Source organism: Bacillus sp. FSL H8-0534 (genome assembly GCF_038005885.1).
Lineage (GTDB): Bacteria > Bacillota > Bacilli > Bacillales > Bacillaceae_G > Bacillus_A > Bacillus_A pseudomycoides.
In genome coordinates this window covers 4,969,505-4,991,500 of the sequence record NZ_JBBOUC010000001.1, presented here as the reverse complement: position 1 = coordinate 4,991,500, position 21,996 = coordinate 4,969,505, and the positions used below count along the sequence as shown (strand labels likewise).

The following is a 21,996-nucleotide window of genomic DNA, read 5'->3' as shown; positions in this document are numbered from 1 at the left end:
GCTGTTAGGAAATTCCCAACAGCCTGAAAGACCAGCACTCGATATTTAAGTGCTGGATTTATTTTTTTAACAACAATAGCATTATTTTAAAATTTTCACTTTAACAGATTTACGTCCCCATTTGTTAGCAGCGCTATCTGAGCCAACTAGAACATCGATACGGTTACCTTTAATTGCACCGCCAGTGTCACCAGCAATTGCTTCTCCGTAACCTTCTACCCATACTTTTGATCCAAGTGGAATCACTTTCGGGTCAACAGCAATCATTTTCATGTTTGGATTCGCTGTTAGGTCATGACCCATTGCAGTTAATACACGACCACCATATGTGCCGCCATTTTCACTCGGATGAGCTGTATATGCTGTAGCTTCAACTGTTAGTTCACGACCACCAGAAGGAGTGTTTGTTTCTGCTGCTTTGACAGCAGGTTTAGCAGCTGGCTTTTCTTGTGCTGCTGGTTTTTCTTGTGCTGCTGGTGCTTTTGCCTCTGCTTTAGCAGGTGCTGCAGCTTGAGCAGGAGCAGTCGTTTCTTGTTTTTCAATAACAGGTGCTGTACCTGTTAAGAAAGGAACATGAACGTAAGCCGTTTTCCCGTTATATTCGAATTGTAACCATCCATTTTGTACTTGGTTCGTTGTTTCGATCATATCGTCTTTCTTAAGCGTACCAAGAATTTCTGAGTTTGTGTTCGCTTCAGCACGTACGTTTAATACGTTTGCTGTTACGTAGTAGATGCTTTTTGTGAATTCTGTGCTTACGAATGCGTCTTTACCATTTAATTTGATTTGTGACCATCCGTTTTCTGTATTTGTAACATCTAATTTATGACCATTTAATACTTTACCTACAACTTGTGATTCAGTAGTTGGGTTCTCGCGTACATTTAATACCTCTGTTGTTACAACAGTTTCTGCTTTTGCAGAAGTAGTGAAAATCCCAAGACCAAAAACCGCTGCTGCTGCTATACCAATTAATTTTTTCATGAATAGCCTCCATTCGCTTTGTTTTCGTGTCCTCATTATAGCAACAGTTTTTCAGGAGATTTAGGATATCACACAATTACAAACGATTCGTAATCAACCATTAATGCTTTGTAATATAAAGTAGAATAAAAGAAAATAGTGTTCTATACGTATTTTTAAGAGTTTTAATCATTTTTTTCTTTCAAACTCATATGTTTTTTTTGCAATAAAAGTAATAGTATTACCATCTTGTTACAAAAAAACACCGAAACATTACAATTCTTGGTTGCGCTATGTCTTTTTATGTCATAAATCATATACATTTTGACATTCATATATATAACGTACACTATAATCCGAAAAGGACAGCTACCTAATATGGCCGCTGTCCTTTTGAACTTTTTATGAAATTTTCTTTTTCCATATCCCTAACATAAGGGCAGATACAATAGAACCTATTAATATAGAAAGAATATATAGAACTGGTTTATTCACTAATAATATAACAAATATTCCACCGTGTGGCGCTGGCAATGTAATTCCAAATAACATCGATAATGCACCAGCAAGACTTGAGCCCACAACACAACTGACAATTACACGGATTGGATCAGCAGCCGCAAATGGTATTGCCCCTTCTGTAATAAATGATGCCCCCATAATATAGTTTGTAAAACCCGATTTACGTTCTGCTTCTGTAAATTTCGCTTTAAAAAGTGTAGTTGCAAGTGCAACCGCAAGCGGAGGTACCATTCCACCAGCCATAACAGCTGAATGCACACCAAAGTTTCCAGCCTCAATTGCAGCAATCCCAAATGTAAATGCCGCTTTATTAATAGGACCGCCCATATCAATAGCCATCATTCCACCTAAAATAAGTCCTAATAATATAGCATTCGCACCACCTAAACCATTTAACCAACTCGTTAACGCCTCATTTAAAGCAACAACAGGAGGATTTACAACTTTCAACATTAATACCCCTGTAAGTAACAAACCAAGTACCGGATATAATAAAACAGGTTTAATTCCTTCTAATTGTGCTGGTAAACCTGCTAATACTTTCTTTAAACCAAGTACAATATATCCAGCTAAGAAACCAGCAATTAATCCACCTAAAAATCCTGCATTTGCTTGCGCTGCTAAAAATCCACCGACAATACCAGGCATAAACCCTGGGCGATCCGCAATAGAACTCGCAATAAATCCAGCTAATATCGGAACAAGGAATTGGAATGCCCCTTTACCACCAATTGACATTAATGTTTCTGCAATCGGCCCTTTCGTATCGATACCACCAAAGAAAAAGGCTAGTGCAATTAAAATACCTCCACCAACAACGAAAGGTAACATATTACTAACACCATTCATTAAATGCTTATATATACCAAATCCTTTTTCCTTCTCTGGCTCCTCTACTTTTCTATTTTCTTTTATTCCTTTAAAAATCGGGGCTTCTTGATTCACAGCTCGATTAATTAGCTGGTCTGATTTCCGAATACCATCTGCAACTGGTACTTGAATAACATGCTTTCCAGCGAAGCGATTCATTTCTACTTGTTTATCCGCCGCAACGATAATAGCTGTTGCACGCTCAATATCCTCTTTCGTTAATCCATTTTTCACACCAGTAGAACCATTTGTTTCGACCTTAATCGCAATTCCTAATTCTGCTGCCTTTGCCTTTAGACTGTCCGCAGCCATATATGTGTGAGCGATACCAGTCGGACAAGCTGTTACCGCTAACACATATGGTTCATTTCCCTCCGGTTTTGTTACTTCACTTTGCTCATCTTCTTGTTCATTTTCTTTTTCATCGAACAAATGAAGAAGCTCCTCTTCACTTTTTGCTTCTAACAGTTGTTTGCGAAACCCTTCATCCATTAATAACGTAGATAGACGAGATAGTGTTTCTAAATGTGTATTGTTTGCTCCTTCACTAGCCGCAATCATAAAGAATAAATGAGCTGGTTGTCCATCAAGCGACTCATAATTGACACCGCTTACACTTCGTCCAAAGCAAATAGCTGGTTGTTTGACCGCTTTTGTTTTGGCATGTGGAATAGCAATCCCTTCACCAATTCCAGTTGTACTCTGCATTTCACGCTGTAAAATAGCCTCTTTAAATTCCTCTTGGCTATTCAATCTTCCTGCCTTTTCTAGTTTCTCTACTAATTCATCGATGACAGCTTCTTTTGCTGAAGCTGTCAAATCCATGATAACGGTATCCCTTTTTAAAAGTTCTGTAATTTTCATCTTCTGTTCCCCCTATCGCTTTGTAATCATTACTTGCGATAATAATTCCTCTACTTTATCTTTCGTACATAAATCAGCTGAAAAAGCTGTTGCACTTCCTGTTGCTACACCATAACGAATTGCTTCTTCAATATCTTTCGTTTTTTCATATATCCCCACAAAACCTGCAACAAGAGAGTCTCCCGCTCCGACAGAATTGATAACTGTTCCTTTTGGTACGGTTGCCTCATATATTCCTTCACTTGTAAATAATAAAGCTCCATCTCCTGCCATAGAAACAATTACATTCTGTACACCTTGTTCAATTAACTTTTTTCCATATGGAATAATTTCTTCTACTGTTGAAAGCTTTTCTCCAAATAATTCTCCAAGCTCATAATGATTCGGCTTGATTAAAAATGGCTTATTTTGAGTCACATACTGAAGCGCACTTCCGCTCGCATCAACAATGACGTTAATGTGACGTTCTGCTCCAAAAGCAGCAATCGTTTCATAAAATGTTTTTGGAATCGATGCTGGAATACTACCAGCTAATACAAGATAATCACCAGCCTGCATATTTTCAATTTTGTTCATCAACTGCCCGAGCTGCTCATCCGTAATAACAGGCCCTTGCCCGTTCAGTTCTGTTTCTTCCTGTCCCTTTATTTTCACATTAATACGCGAATCTCCATCTACATGAACAAAATTCGTCCTAACACCTTCACTTTTCAAAACATCTTCAATAAATTGACCTGTGAATCCACCTATAAAACCGAGCGCTGTATTATCTATTCCCATCCGATGAAGCACACGGGATACATTAATCCCTTTCCCACCAGGAAATTTCATATCTTTTTCCGCTCGATTGACAGTTCCCAGTGTGAAATACTCTGCTTGAACAACATAATCAATCGATGGATTTAAAGTAACTGTATAAATCATCGTTTATCAACCTCAATTACATTTGTTTTTCGTTTATATTCTTCTTGCTCTCCTTCTAATGCATTTGTAATAATTGTCGCTTCTTCAATACTTGCAATTTTCGCAAATGCAACTTCGGCAAATTTACTTTCATCTATTAAAAAATAGCCTTCATTCGCTAATGTTAACGCCCTTTTTTTCAGCAATGCTTCTTCAGGATCAGGTGTTGTATATCCAAGCTGTTCATGTACACCATTCGCCCCTAGGAAACACTTATCAAATCGATACTGCTGCATACTTTCCTGTGCCATCGCACCAATTAAAGCCTTTGTTCGACTCTTCATCATCCCACCAAGCAAGTAAGCACGAATATTATTTTCAACTAGCGCTTCAATATGCATAAGTCCATTTGTTACAACTGTAACTTCTTTCTCTATTAAATACGGAATCATTTCAAACGTTGTACTTCCCGCATCTAAATAAATACAATCACCTTTTGCTACAAAAGACGCAGCATGCTTAGCGATTTGTTTTTTCACTTGAATGTTTTTGGCTGATTTTTCAACCATCGTAGGCTCTTCACCTTTTCCAGTTAATACAGCAGCCCCGCCATGGACTCTTTTTAATAAACGCCCTTTCTCTAATTGCGCTAAATCACGACGGATTGTTGATTCTGAACTTTTTGTTTCTTCCACCAACTGTTGTAATTTCACTACTTTTTTCTCTTTCACAAGCTGTAAAATTAGCTGATGACGTTCAGGAGTTAACATATCACTCACCTCTTCTTTGATTACAGTATAATGAAATCGGATTCAAAAATCAATCAAAAACATTCAAATTCATTCAAATAAAACCACTAAACCGTTCAATAACATTCAAAGAACCTTCTTGATACGTATCAAGAAGGTTCTTTGAATTATCTTTATCCTTTATAATGAAGCTCTATAAATCTCTACTACATCTTTTTTATTTAATTTTTTAAAATGACCAAATTCACCATCAACCATCGCTTTTTCAGCCATTACATCAATTTTCTCTTCTCCAATTTCATAGTCAGCTAAACGAGATGGTGCTTCAATAGATATCCAGAAGCTTCGCAACGCTTCGATACCTTCCATCGCAATTTCCTTATCCGTTTTCCCTTCCGTCTCTATATGAAACACACGCACCGCAAATTGTTTAAACCGATCTACATTTTCATCTAAAACATGCTTCATCCAATTTGGGAATAAAATCGCTAAACCACCGCCATGTGGAATATCATACACAGCTGAAACGGCATGCTCAATATTATGCGTTGCCCAATCACCGCGGACACCCATTGCTAAAATGCCATTTAGCGCCATCGTTCCACAATATAAAATTGTTTCTCGATGCTCATAGTTCTCTAAACCATTTAAAAGTTTCGGGGCTGTTTCAATGACTGTTTTTAAAATAGATTCACAATAGCGGTCTTGTAATTCTGTATTTGAACCTTGATGAAAGTATTGTTCTAATACATGGGACATAATATCAACCATACCATAAATAGTTTGATTTCTTGGTACAGAAGCTGTATGGGCTGGATCTAAAATAGAAAACTGTGGGAACGTAACAGGACTACCCCACCCATACTTTTCATTCGTTTCCCAATTTGTAATAACAGACCCTGCGTTCATCTCAGAACCTGTCGCCGCAAGAGTTAGTACTGTACCAAATGGTAAAGCTTCATTTGCAAATGCTTTCTTTGTCACAATGTCCCATACATCACCATCATATTTACTACCTGCAGCAATTGCTTTCGTACAATCGATGACACTTCCACCACCGACAGCTAAAATAAATTCAATATCATTTTCTTTACAGATTTGAATTCCTTTATTTACAGTAGATAAACGTGGGTTCGGTTCAACGCCTGTTAATTCAAAAATTTCTGCATCAATTTCGTTTAATATAGAGATTACATTATCATATACGCCATTTCGTTTAATACTCCCCCCGCCATATACGAGAAGAACCTTTTTACCATACTGAGGAATCTCTGTTTTTAATTGTTCTAATTGCCCTTGCCCAAAAATAAGCTTTGTCGGATTACGAAATATAAAATTTTGCATAATTTCCTACCCATCCTTCCAATATAAAAGTTACTATACTTTTGTATAACATATTTTGTTCATTTCACAAAAATATTTGCTTCATAAAGTGAATCTTCCATCAGTGAAAGTTAGCTCTCACCAATCAGATTTTCCCTCACCCTATCTTCTTCACCTCTCTTTAAATCTTGAGTTGTGGGATATTACTACCTATGAATAGCGGAATAAAAAAATCCCAGCCCAAAGGCTGAGATTTTTTATTGATAATACGGTGAAATCATTAAGTAAACAATAACACCAGAAAGACTTACGTATAACCAAATTGGCATCGTCCAACGTACAATCTTACGATGACGAGTCAATTGGTTTGTAAAACCATATACAAGCGAGAATAATGCAAGCGGTACAATAATTGCCGCAAGGAAAATATGCGTAATTAAAATAAAGAAGTACACATATTTAATAATACCTTGCCCACCAAAATGCGTTGCTGGTGCTAAATAATGATACGATAAATATGAAACACAAAATAGCAATGTTGTTGTAAATGCCGCAAGAATAAAACCTCGGTGCATCTTTACATTCTTTTTAATAATAGAAAACAATGCTGCCAATAAAAATACAAATGTAAAGCTATTAAAAATTGCATTTAACATCGGCAAGATTGTTACATCAAAATGTACCTCTCCTTTGTAGCCAACAGGTCCAAAAAACAAAAATAAAATAATCGCATTGACAACTACAGAAAGCGTTATCACAATAGGAGCATAGCTTTTCTGATTTGTTGATTGATCTATCAAATTGTTCACTCCCTCTTCCTCTTTTACATATGTATAGTTAACCACACTATTTTAACATATTATTCATAGTGCAAATGTGACAATACTTTGACACACTGAAATCAAACAAAGAAAAAATCCTTCTTAATCATACTTCTTAAGAAGGATCTTATCGCTTTATTATTGAAATAGCAATTCGTTTAGTTTTTATTAAAAAACATGTCACTATATGCTTGAAAAATCTCTGATACTTGATATCCCATTAAAGAAATTGCTGTTAATGAAAAGAAACCAATCATAAGAAATCGAAACCACATATTATTCTCCTCCTTGTATTTAGCTTATAAACAATACGCTGTATTACAAATCGGATAGCAATCTCCTTCTTCGGCTTCTTTTTTCTTCACAATGGCTGTTATAAACCGAATCATAAAGAATGTGATAAAAGGAAGTTCCGTCTGTTTTATATTGGCATAGTTGAGCAACGGTTCCCGCTCTAAATCGGACGGAGATGAGAAGGAATAGAACATACCTTGCTCTTCCATGTACACAATAACAATTTTTAAACAAAATAAAATTCCAAGAAATGAAACAATATCTTGCCAATCTGTTGTATACAATACATTATAAAGATCCAATACGTACTCTTCCATTATCACCCCTCCTTCCTTTTTTACCATTTTCCTCGTCCGCATATAAAAAGTCAAGAAAAATGTTTTATATACACTGTGGCAATAGTGATTACATAATTTCCACTTGCACTTCTTGCTCTTGTAATATTTGAACGATTAACTCAAGCACTATTTTTTGCAGTAACTGATACCTAACTAATCCATCACTTTGCTCATTAGAACACCCCATTGTATATTCAATTCGCTGTACAACATAGCCTTCTACCAACAACTTTCCTTTTTCAATTGTTACTGAATTCTCTTTTGATTTTAGAACTTTTTGAGGAAAAAATTTACTATCTGTCAAAACAATTTCTTGTAAAACTTCTTTAATTTCTACTTCTTCTTGAAACATCACTCTTTCTTCTAAACTAATTTCCGTTTTATACTTCCCTATTTCAACTGGCAGTTTCGTCGTTACATAGTTACTCCTTTTTTTTTCGTTTCTCTGTTTTAAATTCAAATTGTGTATAGGAACCCATAAAGATTGCTCTAACTGATTTTCCCCACTATGTTTTATATAATTCTCACTCGAAAATTCTAGAAAAATCCTCTTTTCAAAAAGCTTTGAAGAAATTAAACGACAATATGGCTGTTCGTTATAATGATGTACCGTAGCTAACAACTTTGTATCTAACTCACGAAATATTTCATTCTCTTCGTTTTGAAATGCAAATACTTCTTCATTCGTACTACTCACAATAGGCGAGATTAAAAAATCAGCCACTTCGGATATGGTATGAAATGGTATTTTAATTGTCATGAGACCTGCCAATCTTCCTTCTTTTAATTCAGGAGGTGAACTTTCTTCCATCCCAATCTCTGTAAATAGATTTTCTTCCATCTCGATCTCTGAAGGTGAACTTTCTTCCACTTCACTCTCTGTAAATAGATTTTCTTCCATCCCGATCTCTGAAGGTGAACTTTCTTCCACTTCACTCTCTGTAAATAGATTTTCTTCCATCCCGATCTCTGAAGGTGAACTTTCTTCCACTTCCAGCTCCGAGATTATTTTATGCTCAGAAAAAATTTTATCTATCATTTTATTACTAATCCATGGCTTATTCATCGTCAATCACTTCCTAACTGATGAATTGAAAGACTTATTTATTTTTTAAACACATAATCGTTTCAACATTATATATGTTTTATAATAAAAAAAAAGACATCAACTTTTATTATAAAAAAAGACGATGTCTGTCTATTTTTTAAACTTGTACTTGCTGTACTTGTAAGATGTTCAAAGTAAGATCTAGTACGATTGTTTTACGAAGTTCGCTACATGACTTGTTCAAGTTTGTTAAACATGGTGAAAAATCAAACTCATAAAAATTAGCTCTGACTAATTCACAATACGGTTGTTTATTGTAAAAAACTAAATTTCCAAAAGAATTTGTATCTAACCGGGGTAAATAGACACCCTTAGGATTAATCAAGTGGGATGTAGTATCTAAAAAAGCTACCAATAAAGGCTGTGTTATAAAATCACCTGCTGTCAAATCTAGGAATCTAGAAAACGAGATATTAACAATCCGACTATACAATAATCCATTATACTGATCGGCAACATATTCAATGTTATTTCGAATATAGCCCTCTACAAATAATTTTGCTCTTGTGACTCGGCGATAATTGGTACCTGGTACCGACGTAAACGCTACAGGAACTAACTTACAGTGTGTTAAAAATACATTTTTCAACACACGTTTAATTTCGATTGCCAAAGGATCCAATGAAATATTTGCTTCTACAACAACTTGAATTGTTCTCTCTGCTAATACAACCGGGATTTTTACAATTGATGTTGTCGGTGAACTTTCTTCCACTTCACTCTCTGAAAATGGATCTTCTTCTATTCCAATCCATGAGGAGGCATTTTTTTCCACTCCACTCTCTGAAAATGAATTTTCTTCTATTCCAATCCATGGGGAGGCATTTTTTTCCTCTCCACTCTCTGAAAATGGATCTTCTTCTATTCCAATCCATGAGGAGGCATTTTTTTCTACTCCACTCTCTGAAAATGAATTTTCTTCTATTCCAATCCATGAGGAGGCATTTTTTTCCTCTCCACTCTCTGAAAATGAATTTTCTTCTATTCCAATCCATGAGGAGGCATTTTTTTCCACTTCACTCTCTGAAAATGGATCTTCTTCTATTCCAATCCATGAGGAGGCATTTTTTTCCTCTCCACTCTCTGAAAATGAATTTTCTTCTATTCCAATCCATGAGGAGGCATTTTTTTCCTCTCCACTCTCTGAAAATGAATTTTCTTCTATTCCAATCCATGAGGAGGCATTTTTTTCTACTCCACTCTCTGAAAATGAATTTTCTTCTATTCCAATCCATGAGGAGGCATTTTTTTCCTCTCCACTCTCTGAAAATGAATTTTCTTCTATTCCAATCCATGAGGAGGCATTTTTTTCCATCTTCAGCTCAGTGCTTATTTTATGCTTAGAAAAAATTTTATCTATTGGTTTATTACCGATCGGTTTATTAGCGATCCACGGTTTATTCATCATCAATCACTTCCTAACTGATGAATTGAAACGTTAAAACTATATGTCTATCATTTTTCATAGAATATCCTAACTTCTATCCTCCTGCTTTTACCACGAATTGACAAAATTATTCAAATTATGTAACATAATTTTGTCAACATGATATGCAATGTATATACTTTTTATTCATATTTCATTGTTGATGAAAAATTCTACAGAACAACTTTAAGTAATTTTTACTTTTAATTACCAAGATGAGTAGCATTTTTGGTGTTTTTTGTTTTCATTCTGAAAAAATCTCATCTTCATGTTCTGAGAAAAGAAAACGCTTAATCGAGGGACCTTACTCGTTCCCCCGAATTTATCAATTTAACCATTAATAAGGCAGAAAAACTCATTAATGGAAATAGAGTCATTTATCAAAATATGGAGGGGTTATTCATGTCTGTCTATGCACCACAAGAAATTACTGAATTGGCCGCAAGTTCAGGTCAAAAAAAGGCACTTTTGCCGCTACTACCTATGTTAATTTTAGGTTTTTTTGGCGGGGCTTTCATAGCACTAGGTTATTTACTCGATATTCACGTCATTGGAACAATGCCAAAATCTTGGGGATCCTTTACTAGTTTTCTAGGAGCTGCTGTTTTCCCTATTGGCTTAATTCTAGTTATTCTTGCCGGTGGCGAACTAGTGACCGGTAATATGATGACCGTACCAATCGCTTGGTTTTCAAAAAAAATCTCTTTCTTTAAAGTATTAAAGAACTTAACAATTGTTACGATTAGCAATTTTATTGGCGCTGTATTTGTGGCCTATTTTTTCGGCCACATCGTCGGATTAACAGAAGGGCAATTTTTAGCCAAAACTGTATCTATCGCTCAAGCAAAACTACATGACACACCCATACAAGCATTTGTCTCTGCTATTGGATGTAACTGGCTTGTTTGCTTAGCAGTTTGGCTCAGTATGGGTAGCAAAGAATTCACTGGAAAAGTAATTGGCATTTGGTTCCCAGTTATGACCTTTGTTGCAATTGGCTTTCAACACGTTGTTGCCAATATGTTTGTTATTCCAGCCGCCATCTTTGCAGGGCATCTAACTTGGATGGAATACTTACCAAATTTCATTGTTGTCTTCTTTGGAAACTTAGTCGGCGGTATGCTATTTGTAGCGCTCCCTTACTTCTTGGCTTATAACAAACGAGAGCAGTCTAATAGCAAAACAACGGAATTAAAGAAAGAATCTATAACTGCTTAACAAAAAGAATTTAAGAGAAAACCTATAGTACACTTGTTCTCTTCTCTTTTATACGTTATAATAACAACTTAAATAGCATTATTTACATATGAGGTGAAGATATGAATAAAACAGAATTAATTAAAAATGTAGCACAAACAGCTGAAATTTCTCAAAAAGAAGCTACTGTAGTTGTACAATCTGTAGTAGAATCAATCACAAATACTTTAGCAGCTGGTGAAAAAGTACAACTTATCGGATTCGGTACATTTGAAGTTCGTGAAAGAGCTGCTCGTACAGGCCGTAACCCACAAACAGGTGAAGAAATGCAAATCGCAGCTTCAAAAGTACCTGCATTTAAAGCTGGTAAAGAACTAAAAGAAGCAGTAAAATAATAAAAAATAGCCTTCTCGCTTATGAGAAGGCTATTTTTTATGTTTAAAATGTTATATTCTTCGTTTATGCTCTCTAATTAATGAAATTAACTCCATCATAAAAAGACTCGTCAAACTTATAATCCTAATTGGATAATTAATAAAAGCCCTTCCTACCCCTTCATGTGAGCTAAATAACATTGGAACTACCCATGGATAAACAACATTTCCAGGTACATTTACTAAAATTAAATTTAGAAATAACACTGTGCATAAAAGTATCAACACAGATAAAAAACTTTTCCATGAAAAAATAAAAAACAAGCTAGATCCAATACTAGCTTGTTCTATCACGCTTTTGAGAATCGTTCAAACACTTTCATTAATTCTCCAATTGCTTCGTCTCCATTACCATCTTTAATAGCATTAGAAACACAATGATTTGTATGATTTTTAAGTATCCCCATACCAACCTTCTTCATTGCAGCATTAATAGCTGAAATCTGCACTAAAATATCAACACAATAGCGATCATTTTCAATCATATTCTGGATACCACGTACTTGCCCTTCAATTCTCTTTAACCTATTCATGATTTGTTCTTTTTCTTTATCCGATCTATGGGTAGTAACCTCTGTTTTTTCATTATAATCCATTTTATCACCTTCTTAAAGTTTATCCCCATCCATAGGGAACAATGCCCCCATGAGTATACCAATTATAGCATTAAACTTACATATGGTGATACCCTATATAAGAATCAAATAACAACCTATATCCTCTATTTATTCGTTACTTATAGGACAAAACTCAACTACGAAAGCAATTCCCACACAAATTCACTTCTACTAAAAAAACAACGATTAGAATAAATTGCTTACAAAGCGCAGTGCCTTACTTAAAACAGTTGGCACTACTGATGCATGATTCTCTCCCTCAGCTTCATAAAATGCAAATCGAAACTTATTATGTTGCAAGTTCATTAAACGCTCAGATAATGCATTTGCATCTTGAACCATATGATCTCTTTCTAATGCTCCCACTGTCAGAAAGACTCCGACTTCAGAACTCGCTCTACTCAGTTCATTTATAAACGTTGCTTCCTTTTCAAGAACAGACTTATTATTCCACCAAATCGATGGGCTACTGATGAAATAATTTTGAAAGGCGTTTGTATTTGTAAACAATACATGTAAAGCGAATAATCCACCAAGCGAATGTCCAAATATTGTTTGTTTTTCTTTATCAATCTCAAAATTCTTTTCAATTTGCAGCTTCAATTCATCTTGAATAAATGCTAAAAACTCACTTGCTCCTCCTGACTTAGGCCATGGTTTCCCATCAGGTTTCGGCGGTGCATCCACCGAAGGCGAAGAAGGGGTAAAATCGTAGCACCTTTCAGAAGCCGCAAAAACTCCTTCGATTGGATAACCAACACCAACAATAATTGATGGCGCAACCCCTGTTTTTTCTACTCTTACCGATTGAATGTTCATAGCTTCTTGAAACGTTTGAAAAAATGCATTTCCATCTAATACATAAATCACGGGATATCCAGAGTCTGGAGCAGGTTGCTTTGGCTTCGAAATATAAATTTGATACTCACGATTCCCTAGTCTCGAATACATCTTCCATTGCTCTATATTCGAAATAGTAACATCCGTTTTTTCAATACTAGTATTCATGTAATTCTCCCCTCCTTTTATCATTTTAGCTAGTTACATATATTTCAGTATTTTCTTCTTGGAACACACTATCATAACCGAAACATACAGGAGCCCCATTATACGGGTCTATCATGACGCGTGCATCAATATGAAATACATTTTTCAGCACTTCATTCGTAATAATTTCTATTGGGTTTCCTATTGTAACAATTTGCCCCTCCTTCATTGCAATAATTTCATCAGAAAATCTTGCTGCATGATTAATATCATGCAGTACCATAACTACCGTACAATTATGCTCCCTATTTAATCGTTCAACAATTTGCAATACTTCTAATTGATGAGACATATCAAGATATGTAGTCGGTTCATCTAATAATAGAACTTCCGTTTCTTGTGCTAATGCCATCGCTAACCATACTTTTTGTCTTTGTCCACCGGATAAATTTGCAATTTGGCGTTTGCGAAAAGCAGTCGTTTTTGTAATATCCATCGCCCATTCAATAATTTCTTTATCTTTAGATGATAATTTATTTACATTGTTTCGATGTGGATAGCGTCCATAAGAAATCAATTCTTCTACCTTAAGCTCTCCCGGAGCAATTGGGTTTTGCGGAAGTAATGCTAGCTGCTTCGCAATTTGTTTTGTAGGAATTGTATGTAAATCTTGTCCTTGTAAATATACCTTACCACTTTTTTGTTTTAAAATTCGGCCCATTGTTTTTAACAATGTAGATTTCCCGCATCCATTTGGTCCAATAATTGTCGTTACTTTTCCTTCTTGTATTTCTACATTTAAATCACGAAACACCGTAAATTTTTCATAACTCGTTTCTAAATTCTCAGCGCTTAGAACCTTCACTTTCTATCACTCCTCTTACGCCTTTGCTTTGTATAACAAATATAGGAAATATGGTACACCAACAATCGAAATTACAATCCCAACTGGTAATTCAGCTGGTACAAAAACAGTTTTTGCAATAAAGTCCGAAGCAATCACGAGTAACATTCCAATTGCACCGCATACAGGAATTACATGATTATGATGAATGCCGACCAGACGTTTCGCAATATGTGGTGCCATTAGACCAATAAATCCGATGCTCCCTGAAATAGAAACACATGCACTCACTAACCCAATACTACTTAATAATAAAATCGACTTTTCTCTTTCTACTGAAACTCCTAAACTTGTTATACTCGTCTCTTCCAATTGAAATAAGTCAAGTAAATACGCTTTTCTTTTGATAATTGGAATTAAGATAATGAGCCATGGCAACATAGCAATAATATACTTCCAGTTTGCATTATATATACTTCCCGAAACCCACACAGCTGCCATTTCAAAGTCAGTTGCTTTCATCTTCAATGATAAATACATAGAAAATGCTCCGAAGCCTGAACCTATCGCAATCCCCGTTAACAAAAGACGCTGTGAATCTAATTTTCCATTTCGCCAAGAAAACATATAAATTAATATAGCAGCACCTAGCCCGCCCACTAGACCAAACAACGGCATCATCATAATAGAAATCCAATCTGTGCTTTTCATTTGTCCTTGGAAGAAAAACATAAAGATCACAATTGCAGTACCCGCTCCCGCATTAATCCCTAAAATGCCAGGATCAGCTAAACCATTTCTTGTAACCCCTTGAATAACAGCACCTGCAATCCCAAGACCTAATCCTACTAATCCTGCGATTACGATTCTCGGAAGCCTGAAATCAAATATAACTAAATCATGTTCAGGTACAGGATCAATTCGAAATAGCGTTCGAAATACATCTGTAATCGTAATATCAAACGTACCATTCGTTAAACTAATATAAATTGCACTCAAAATTAAAAGTATGATAATACTCATTGTCATTACATAACGCGACAGTGCATCTCTAAGCATGCTTCTCCCCTCCTCTTGTTCTAATTAAATAAAGGAAGAAAGGAATTCCAATTAACGAGGTAACGACCCCTATTGGCGTTTCAAATGGATAATTTACAAATCTACTTAACACATCACATAAAGCTAGAAAAATACCACCAATTACACCGGCACAAGGTACAATCCATTTATAATCTACCCCGATTAAAAAGCGAGTAATATGAGGAATAATGAGTCCTACAAAACCAATTTTCCCGACTAAAGCAACCGCAGTACCTGTTAAAAACACAACGGATAGAATTGCAGTAGCTTTTACAAGCTTTGTACGCTGTCCTAAATTAATAGAAACCTCTTCTCCTAACGAAAGAATCGTAATAGATTTTGAAATTAGAAGGGATAAAATAATGCCAACTATACCGAAAGGAATTGTTAACTTAAGTACATTCGAATCCACTTGATCTAATCTTATGTTATACCAAAAACTAATATTTTGCGAAACTTGAAAATAGGAAGCAATAGCTGCAGAAATACTACTTAAAAACGTCCCTATAACAGTTCCTATAATCGCCACTCGAACTGGTGATAATCCATTCCGAAGCAGTGAACCAAAACCAAAAACAATTCCTGCCCCTAATGCCGAGCCAAGCATAGAACATAAAATCATATTTACTGAAGACATTCCTGGAAGAAATACCATACACATCGTAATCACAAAAGCTGAGCCATCCGTCACACCCATAATAGAAGGGGATGCAAGATAGTTTCTTGTCATCCCCTGCATAAGTGCTCCTGATATGGCTAGAAAAGCTCCAACTAAAAGAGCTGCAACTACCCTTGGTAAACGAGAAGTAATAATAATATTATGATTTACATTTCCTGAATCAAAATGAAACAGTGCATTCCAAGCTGTTTCAAAATCGATATTTTTTGCCCCATATAAAATAGATAGCATAACTGTAAATAAAATAAATATGGGCGCTAAGCATAAAATTATCATTGGTACTGCATTTATTTTCCGCATATCATTCAACGCACCTTACTTATTTAGATAAATTTTTCACTACTTCTTTTAAAAATGCTGTTTTACTCCAAGCAGTACCACCTTGCGCGATTGGATCAACAGTATTTACAAATACTTTTTTATCTTTTACGGCATTCATACTTTGCCAAATTGGATTACTTTCTAATTCTTCTAACACTTTTGGTTTATCATTTTCGCTTGCCTCATATTGCAAGAATACATAATCTGGATTGACTTCAGCCAGTTTTTCTAAAGAAATTTTTTCTTGTGCTTTTACAGCTTTAATTTGTTCTGGAACAGTTAATCCTAAATCTTTATAAATTACAGGATTGAAGTATACTCCTTCTGGATAAAGGTATAAGTTATTCGCTCTTAGTCTTATTACAAGCACCTTTTTATCTTTTAACTTATCTCCAATCTTTTCTTTTGCTTTTGCAGCATCAGCTTTATAATCTTTAATAATTTTTTCTGCTTTATCTTTTTTACCAGAAAGTTCTCCCATCAGCTTTAAATTATCTTCCCAATCTGTTGAAACATGTGATATTGGGAACGTTGGAGCTACCTTCGTAAACTTTTCACTGGCCTCTGGTGGGAATTTCGTACTAGATGTAATGACATCTGGTTTTAATTGAAGTAATGTTTCAAAATTCGGTTGCATTTTCTCTCCGATAGATTTTGCACCTTCTAAATCTTTCGCAACGTTCGCTGGTAATTTTCCACCTATAGTAATTGCTCCTACTGGTTTAATACCAAGTACCGCCGCATCCTCCATTGATTCTAAACTAGCAGTTACAATGTTCGTTACTTTCGCGGGTACTGTATATTCTTTTCCTAGATATGTAATCTTTCGTTTCTCATCTTTTTTCGTTTCAGTTGCTTTTGATTCTTGTTTTTGTTCTCCTGAACTTTTATCTGCACTGTTACATGCTGCAAGACCTACGCTTAATACTGTGACCATTCCTAGTGTAAATAATTTCTTATTCATGTCTATAAATACTCCTCTCCAAATTTGCAATCTTTAAATATAGTATTTTAGTGAAATACTCTTTCCATGTATCCCCTTACAATACATCTATTTAAAATTAAAACTCATTTATTTCACTTCCCCTAATAATAAATTATCTTTTTCCTATCTATTGATAATGATTATCGTTATTAAGTATATAGTTATAAATGAATTATTTCAAGAATGATTTGAAAAATTTTAACAAAACAAATAAAAAAACAGTATCTATCCTTCATCCAAGATAGATACTGCTTTTTTATTTTTTCTAAAATTCCATATGTAATTCAACAGGACAATGATCTGACCCCATTACTTCACGATTGATTTTCGCATCCGCTTCCTCTAAGTATTCTATAAAACCACCTTTTGCAATAACTGCTCGTAAACCATTTACATTCCACGAAATAAATTTCACTTTTTGTTCCCCCTCTTGATGTCATAGCATTAATACTCGCCTCATATTTTTATTTTCTGCTTACATGCTAACACAAAATAAAGAGACTATCATTTTTTCACCTTTGTAATCTTGCTCTTACATTCGTAAATGCGTACATGTGTACTTCGTTCAGGGTATACTAATTTCGGAGGTGATCCATATGCAAAATGAGAAATTACAATTAGAAACAAGTGTAAATAATTTGACGGATGAACATTGGCAAGCCATTATACACAACGATTCTTCTTATGATGACAAATTTTTTTACGCTGTAAAGACAACTGGTATTTTTTGCCGACCATCATGTAAATCTAGAACACCAAACAAAAATAATGTGCGAATTTTCCTCAATGCAAAACAAGCATTATCCGAAAGGTTTCGTCCGTGTAAACGTTGTAAGCCAAATGGAATCAAGTTACCTGATGAAGACTGGGTAACACAAATTACAGCGTATATCAATAAACATTATCGTGAAGCATTAACTCTCGAAATACTTGCAGATATGTGTCATGGCAGTCCTTATCATTTACAGCGTACTTTTAAGCGAATGAAAGGTATCACTCCACTAGAATATATACAACAAATAAGGGTTGCTAAAGCTATGCACTATCTTGCGGATACAAATCTAACAATTATGGAAATTGGTTTTACTGTGGGTATACCCAACACTGCACATTTTGCAACATTATTTAAAAAGAAAACGGGATATACCCCTACTGAATATCGAAAAATGAATCCTATAAACGAGGTATAATAACATGGAAGCTAAAACAAACCAAATTATATATTGGACGCTATTTGTTCATGAAAATTGGCATATGTATATTGCCGCAACATCAACAGGATTATGCTTTGTAGGATCTCAACATCAAGCTTTTGAAGAATTAGCCACTTGGACGAAAAAACGTTTTCCGAAACATACTTTCGTTCAAGAACCCTTAAAGCTAGAACCGTATGTTCAAGAACTAGTAGAGTATCTAAAAAAACAACGTGAAGTATTTACATGTCCTATTGACGTTCACGGAACGCCTTTCCAATTAACTGTTTGGAATACATTACGTGAAATTCCTTATGGAAAAACCTATTCCTACTCAGATATTGCACAGCTTATTCAAAAACCAAAATCAGCACGTGCTGTTGGTACCGCGATTGGAGCCAATCCTCTATTAATTACAATCCCTTGCCATCGTGTGATTGGGAAGAATGGGAAATTATCTGGTTTTAGAGGTGGTTTAGCAATGAAAAAAGAATTGTTAACATTAGAAAAAATATTACTGTAGGTGGTTGAAAATGAAGAATGTTACAATTCCTCTTGAATGGGATGCTCCTTATTTTATAGGTAACAAAACAACGAAAAACTACTGCTTCCCTTGGTGCGAACAAAAACAGTCTCCAAGAAACAATCGAAAATTTAAATCTAGAAAAGAAGCGGAACAAACTGGTTATCAGCCTTGTAAAAATTGTTGTCCTGAGCTTCCATATACAGCGTGGAAAGATGAAAATGACAGCATAACATTAATTGTTCCGAAAGAATTTAGCTTTAAACAAAATTCACACTATCTTTCACGTTCCAAAAATGAATGTATGTTTCACATTGAAAATAATAAAATTTATAGAGTCATTCCGATTGAGGGAGAAAACCCATTAATCGAGACAAGTGTAAATGATGAGGGGAACATCCATGTTCGCTTTTTAGGTGGTGAGACGCCACCTGAGAAATGGGTTCGCGCTACAGTAGCGAGATATGTAAGAGAATGGTTTGATTTAGATACGGATCTAACTCCATTTTACGATTTAGCAAAAGACGATGTACTTCTGTCTACACCAATCAACGAATATTACGGACTCCGTAATATGGGAATCCCTGATTTATTTGAGGCACTATGTTGGGGTATTCTTGGTCAACAAATTAATCTCACATTTGCATATACGTTAAAAAGACGATTTGTTGAATCCTTCGGCGAACATATCGAATGGAATGGACAGAAATATTGGATATTCCCATCACCAGAGGTCATCGCAAATCTAACAGTAAAAGATCTAACAGAATTAAAAATGACTACGAGGAAATGTGAATATCTTATTGGTGTCGCAAAACTCATTACACAAGGCAACTTAAGTAAAGAATCGTTCATAAAAAGCAACCTAAAAGATGCTGAGAAAACATTAACCGACATACGTGGTATTGGACCATGGACAGCAAATTATATTTTAATGCGTTGTCTAAGATTCCCTTCCGCTTTTCCAATTGATGATGTTGGCCTACATAATGTGATCAAACTTTTAACAGGATCAGATCATAAACCAACAAAAAAAGAAATAAGAGAGTATGCTTCAGCATGGAAGAATTGGGAATCCTATGCGACCTTTTATTTATGGCGAGTTCTGTATTAAATTCTTCAGCACAACAATAGATAGGTTCATTTCAATAAATAAAACCTATCTATTGTTCATATTATAAAGTGAAACCAGGAATTATATTCCCTACTGATATCTACTAACGTGAGAATGCCAAATGCAATTACAAGTAAGTATATCATTGAGCAATTAAAAAGAAATTCAGATAGTCTTTTTTCACTACCTGGATTTTTTTATGCCTGCTCTTCAAATAATCGTGCTATTTCTATAATAACCTGAACAGCTTTTTCCATATTATCTACAGAAACGTATTCAAATTTACCGTGATAGTTTTCCCCACCAGTAAAAATGTTTGGCGTCGGCAAGCCCATATATGATAATTGAGAGCCATCGGTCCCCCCGCGGATTGGTTGAATATTTGGTTCAATATCTAGAGTTTTCATCGCTTCATACGCAATATCAACAATTTCCCTGACCGGTTCAATTTTCTCAAGCATATTGTAATACTGATCATTCATCTCAAGAATGATATTTTCTTCACCATATTTTTCTTTCATCTGTTTCGTAATATTCGTGATTGCATTTTTACGAGTCTCGAAGTTATCACGATCAAAATCTCGAATAATGTAATGAACTTTATTTTTCTCAACATCACCATTTATAGAAATAAGATGATAGAAACCTTCATACCCCTCTGTATATTCAGGTGCCTCTTCTACTGGTAACTTCGCATGAAACTCCATCGCTAACTTACTTGCATTTAGCATTTTATTTTTTGCTGTTCCAGGATGCGTATTATTTCCTTTAAAAGTAAGTTTTGCACTTGCAGCATTGAAGCTCTCATACTCCAATCCTCCAAGCGGACCTCCGTCCATTGTATAAGCAAAAGATGCTCCAAAAGCTTTCACATCAAAGTGAGATGGTCCCCGACCGATTTCTTCATCAGGCGTAAATGCCACTCTAATCTTTCCATGTTTAATTTGTGGGTTATGTAATAAATAATTCATAGCCGTCATAATTTCTGTAAGGCCTGCTTTATCATCTGCACCAAGAAGTGTTGTTCCATCCGTCGTAATCAGGGTATGCCCTTTATATGATGGCAGTTCTGGAAACTGCTCTGGTGTTAAAACAACATTCAATTCCTGATTTAATGTAATTGCCTTCCCATCAAAATCCTCATGAATTTGCGGTTTCACATTCTTTCCTGTAAAATCAGTTGCTGTATCTAAATGAGCTAAAAAACCAATTACAGGAACATCCTTTTCCGTATTGGCAGGAAGCGTTGCCATGACATATCCATTTTCATCCATCGTTACTTCTGTCAAACCAATTTTCTTTAATTCTTCAACTAGTAATTTTCCAAACTCAATTTGCCCCGGTGTTGATGGTACTGTATGACTTTCTTCATTCGATTGTGTATCTACCTTCACATATCTTGTAAATCTTTCTATAAGCTCTTGTTTCAAATTATTTCACTCCTTTTTCATGAACCTCTCTTTATTATAATCCTCATGGTGAAATTTTTTAAAGTTTTTGACTGTAACCATGTCGTTTTTTCATTACTTTTAGTATTTCGCCCCCATTAAAAAGCGTATGTTCTCCCTTGTTTGAAGATATAAAAATATATACTTTCCTCTTAAAATAGTAACAGATCTTATATAGATTTTTTTACTGTAAGTACAAACCAATACATTATCCCTATTTATAAAATCAAAAATATTCATTTTACTAATGAATGATATTTACATAATATACAAACTAACAAATAGCTTGAAATAAGTATATTATCAATAGTACTCGTCTGTTCACTGATAACAACCCCTATATTAAAAGTAGTTTCACCTTTTGATTACTACACACACATAAAAACTAAAATT

Annotated in this window: 21 protein-coding genes and 1 pseudogene; 5 read left to right on the top strand and 17 right to left on the bottom strand. The window is 35.0% G+C overall.

The window, feature by feature from the left end; all coding sequences use genetic code 11:
• Window positions 1-81: 81 nt before the first annotated feature.
• The 9 genes from MHH71_RS25565 to MHH71_RS25525 all read right to left on the bottom strand — a co-directional run bounded on the left by MHH71_RS25565 (window position 82) and on the right by MHH71_RS25525 (window position 9,530).
• Window positions 82-984 (bottom strand): cell wall-binding protein EntA, encoded by a 903-nt coding sequence (locus tag MHH71_RS25565; RefSeq protein ID WP_078212039.1) that lies wholly within the window; start codon window positions 982-984, stop codon window positions 82-84.
• A gap of 381 nt (window positions 985-1,365) precedes the next feature.
• Window positions 1,366-3,219 (bottom strand): PTS fructose transporter subunit IIABC, encoded by a 1,854-nt coding sequence (locus MHH71_RS25560; RefSeq protein ID WP_003208055.1) that lies wholly within the window; start codon window positions 3,217-3,219, stop codon window positions 1,366-1,368.
• 12 nt (window positions 3,220-3,231) lie between these two features.
• A complete protein-coding gene (pfkB, locus tag MHH71_RS25555) occupies window positions 3,232-4,143 on the bottom strand; it encodes a 1-phosphofructokinase (protein WP_018783594.1) in 912 nt (303 codons plus the stop codon).
• The gene (locus tag MHH71_RS25550) at window positions 4,140-4,892 is read right to left on the bottom strand and encodes a DeoR/GlpR family DNA-binding transcription regulator (RefSeq protein WP_006095662.1); all 753 of its coding nucleotides are present in this window, start codon (window positions 4,890-4,892) and stop codon (window positions 4,140-4,142) included. Before MHH71_RS25550 ends, pfkB begins: the two co-directional genes overlap by 4 nt.
• 159 nt (window positions 4,893-5,051) lie before the next feature.
• Window positions 5,052-6,215, bottom strand: coding sequence for an iron-containing alcohol dehydrogenase (locus MHH71_RS25545; protein WP_006095661.1), 1,164 nt, complete (start codon window positions 6,213-6,215; stop codon window positions 5,052-5,054).
• A gap of 236 nt (window positions 6,216-6,451) precedes the next feature.
• The gene (locus MHH71_RS25540; RefSeq protein ID WP_026008522.1) at window positions 6,452-6,994 is read right to left on the bottom strand and encodes a DUF420 domain-containing protein; all 543 of its coding nucleotides are present in this window, start codon (window positions 6,992-6,994) and stop codon (window positions 6,452-6,454) included.
• A 320-nt stretch (window positions 6,995-7,314) separates the two neighbouring features.
• Window positions 7,315-7,626: a hypothetical protein gene (locus MHH71_RS25535; protein ID WP_033799051.1), complete on the bottom strand. Its 312-nt coding sequence runs from the start codon at window positions 7,624-7,626 to the stop codon at window positions 7,315-7,317.
• A gap of 88 nt (window positions 7,627-7,714) precedes the next feature.
• Entirely contained in the window at window positions 7,715-8,713 is a 999-nt protein-coding gene (locus tag MHH71_RS25530; protein WP_078212041.1) for a BC_2427 family protein, read from the bottom strand.
• A gap of 139 nt (window positions 8,714-8,852) precedes the next feature.
• On the bottom strand, window positions 8,853-9,530 hold the full coding sequence (locus MHH71_RS25525; RefSeq protein WP_026008521.1) for a CsxC family protein: 678 nt from the start codon (window positions 9,528-9,530) through the stop codon (window positions 8,853-8,855).
• A 1,053-nt stretch (window positions 9,531-10,583) separates the two neighbouring features.
• Between MHH71_RS25525 and MHH71_RS25520 the strand changes: the two genes are divergently transcribed.
• Both MHH71_RS25520 and MHH71_RS25515 read left to right on the top strand, forming a co-directional pair.
• A complete protein-coding gene (locus MHH71_RS25520; protein WP_018765220.1) occupies window positions 10,584-11,399 on the top strand; it encodes a formate/nitrite transporter family protein in 816 nt (271 codons plus the stop codon).
• Between the two features lie 101 nt (window positions 11,400-11,500).
• A complete protein-coding gene (locus MHH71_RS25515) occupies window positions 11,501-11,773 on the top strand; it encodes an HU family DNA-binding protein (RefSeq protein WP_003199316.1) in 273 nt (90 codons plus the stop codon).
• Between the two features lie 329 nt (window positions 11,774-12,102).
• Here the strand turns inward: MHH71_RS25515 and MHH71_RS25510 are convergent, their stop codons facing one another.
• From MHH71_RS25510 to MHH71_RS25480, 7 genes and pseudogenes are all read right to left on the bottom strand, one after another.
• A complete protein-coding gene (locus tag MHH71_RS25510) occupies window positions 12,103-12,408 on the bottom strand; it encodes a metal-sensing transcriptional repressor (RefSeq protein WP_006097301.1) in 306 nt (101 codons plus the stop codon).
• 207 nt (window positions 12,409-12,615) lie between these two features.
• The gene (locus MHH71_RS25505) at window positions 12,616-13,437 is read right to left on the bottom strand and encodes an alpha/beta hydrolase (RefSeq protein ID WP_018765219.1); all 822 of its coding nucleotides are present in this window, start codon (window positions 13,435-13,437) and stop codon (window positions 12,616-12,618) included.
• 25 nt (window positions 13,438-13,462) lie between these two features.
• Complete coding sequence (locus MHH71_RS25500) at window positions 13,463-14,281, bottom strand: ABC transporter ATP-binding protein (RefSeq protein WP_003199311.1); 819 nt, start codon at window positions 14,279-14,281, stop codon at window positions 13,463-13,465.
• A gap of 15 nt (window positions 14,282-14,296) precedes the next feature.
• Window positions 14,297-15,289: a FecCD family ABC transporter permease gene (locus tag MHH71_RS25495; protein WP_006097303.1), complete on the bottom strand. Its 993-nt coding sequence runs from the start codon at window positions 15,287-15,289 to the stop codon at window positions 14,297-14,299.
• Between the two features lie 22 nt (window positions 15,290-15,311).
• Window positions 15,312-16,319 (bottom strand): FecCD family ABC transporter permease, encoded by a 1,008-nt coding sequence (locus tag MHH71_RS25490; RefSeq protein ID WP_078212042.1) that lies wholly within the window; start codon window positions 16,317-16,319, stop codon window positions 15,312-15,314.
• Between the two features lie 19 nt (window positions 16,320-16,338).
• On the bottom strand, window positions 16,339-17,304 hold the full coding sequence (locus MHH71_RS25485; protein ID WP_006097305.1) for an iron-hydroxamate ABC transporter substrate-binding protein: 966 nt from the start codon (window positions 17,302-17,304) through the stop codon (window positions 16,339-16,341).
• Between the two features lie 343 nt (window positions 17,305-17,647).
• Window positions 17,648-17,740, bottom strand: a pseudogene (locus tag MHH71_RS25480) (exonuclease III); the annotation flags it as partial.
• 181 nt (window positions 17,741-17,921) lie between these two features.
• Between MHH71_RS25480 and MHH71_RS25475 the strand changes: the two are divergent.
• From MHH71_RS25475 to MHH71_RS25465, 3 genes are read left to right on the top strand one after another with little or no spacing between them, the layout of a single operon-like run.
• Window positions 17,922-18,515 carry a bifunctional transcriptional activator/DNA repair enzyme AdaA gene (locus MHH71_RS25475; protein WP_018782211.1) on the top strand — a complete coding sequence of 198 codons (594 nt, stop codon included), beginning with the start codon at window positions 17,922-17,924 and terminating at the stop codon, window positions 18,513-18,515.
• A gap of 4 nt (window positions 18,516-18,519) precedes the next feature.
• Window positions 18,520-19,041: a methylated-DNA--[protein]-cysteine S-methyltransferase gene (locus MHH71_RS25470; RefSeq protein ID WP_006097308.1), complete on the top strand. Its 522-nt coding sequence runs from the start codon at window positions 18,520-18,522 to the stop codon at window positions 19,039-19,041.
• A gap of 10 nt (window positions 19,042-19,051) precedes the next feature.
• Entirely contained in the window at window positions 19,052-20,155 is a 1,104-nt protein-coding gene (locus tag MHH71_RS25465; RefSeq protein ID WP_006097309.1) for a DNA-3-methyladenine glycosylase 2, read from the top strand.
• A 197-nt stretch (window positions 20,156-20,352) separates the two neighbouring features.
• Here MHH71_RS25465 and pepT read toward each other — a convergent pair whose 3' ends face one another.
• Window positions 20,353-21,585 (bottom strand): peptidase T, encoded by a 1,233-nt coding sequence (gene pepT / locus MHH71_RS25460; RefSeq protein ID WP_006097310.1) that lies wholly within the window; start codon window positions 21,583-21,585, stop codon window positions 20,353-20,355.
• Window positions 21,586-21,996 lie beyond the last annotated feature (411 nt).

What these genes read in the sequence shown, in the direction of transcription:
- MHH71_RS25565 (WP_078212039.1), bottom strand. Translation starts at nt 984, where the DNA reads ATGAAAAAATTAATTGGTATAGCAGCAGCAGCGGTTTTTGGTCTTGGG.
- MHH71_RS25560 (WP_003208055.1), bottom strand. Translation starts at nt 3,219, where the DNA reads ATGAAAATTACAGAACTTTTAAAAAGGGATACCGTTATCATGGATTTG.
- pfkB (WP_018783594.1), bottom strand. Translation starts at nt 4,143, where the DNA reads ATGATTTATACAGTTACTTTAAATCCATCGATTGATTATGTTGTTCAA.
- MHH71_RS25550 (WP_006095662.1), bottom strand. Translation starts at nt 4,892, where the DNA reads ATGTTAACTCCTGAACGTCATCAGCTAATTTTACAGCTTGTGAAAGAG.
- MHH71_RS25545 (WP_006095661.1), bottom strand. Translation starts at nt 6,215, where the DNA reads ATGCAAAATTTTATATTTCGTAATCCGACAAAGCTTATTTTTGGGCAA.
- MHH71_RS25535 (WP_033799051.1), bottom strand. Translation starts at nt 7,626, where the DNA reads ATGGAAGAGTACGTATTGGATCTTTATAATGTATTGTATACAACAGAT.
- MHH71_RS25530 (WP_078212041.1), bottom strand. Translation starts at nt 8,713, where the DNA reads ATGAATAAGCCATGGATTAGTAATAAAATGATAGATAAAATTTTTTCT.
- MHH71_RS25520 (WP_018765220.1), top strand. Translation starts at nt 10,584, where the DNA reads ATGTCTGTCTATGCACCACAAGAAATTACTGAATTGGCCGCAAGTTCA.
- MHH71_RS25515 (WP_003199316.1), top strand. Translation starts at nt 11,501, where the DNA reads ATGAATAAAACAGAATTAATTAAAAATGTAGCACAAACAGCTGAAATT.
- MHH71_RS25510 (WP_006097301.1), bottom strand. Translation starts at nt 12,408, where the DNA reads ATGGATTATAATGAAAAAACAGAGGTTACTACCCATAGATCGGATAAA.
- MHH71_RS25505 (WP_018765219.1), bottom strand. Translation starts at nt 13,437, where the DNA reads ATGAATACTAGTATTGAAAAAACGGATGTTACTATTTCGAATATAGAG.
- MHH71_RS25495 (WP_006097303.1), bottom strand. Translation starts at nt 15,289, where the DNA reads ATGACAATGAGTATTATCATACTTTTAATTTTGAGTGCAATTTATATT.
- MHH71_RS25490 (WP_078212042.1), bottom strand. Translation starts at nt 16,319, where the DNA reads ATGCGGAAAATAAATGCAGTACCAATGATAATTTTATGCTTAGCGCCC.
- MHH71_RS25485 (WP_006097305.1), bottom strand. Translation starts at nt 17,304, where the DNA reads ATGAATAAGAAATTATTTACACTAGGAATGGTCACAGTATTAAGCGTA.
- MHH71_RS25475 (WP_018782211.1), top strand. Translation starts at nt 17,922, where the DNA reads ATGCAAAATGAGAAATTACAATTAGAAACAAGTGTAAATAATTTGACG.
- MHH71_RS25470 (WP_006097308.1), top strand. Translation starts at nt 18,520, where the DNA reads ATGGAAGCTAAAACAAACCAAATTATATATTGGACGCTATTTGTTCAT.
- MHH71_RS25465 (WP_006097309.1), top strand. Translation starts at nt 19,052, where the DNA reads ATGAAGAATGTTACAATTCCTCTTGAATGGGATGCTCCTTATTTTATA.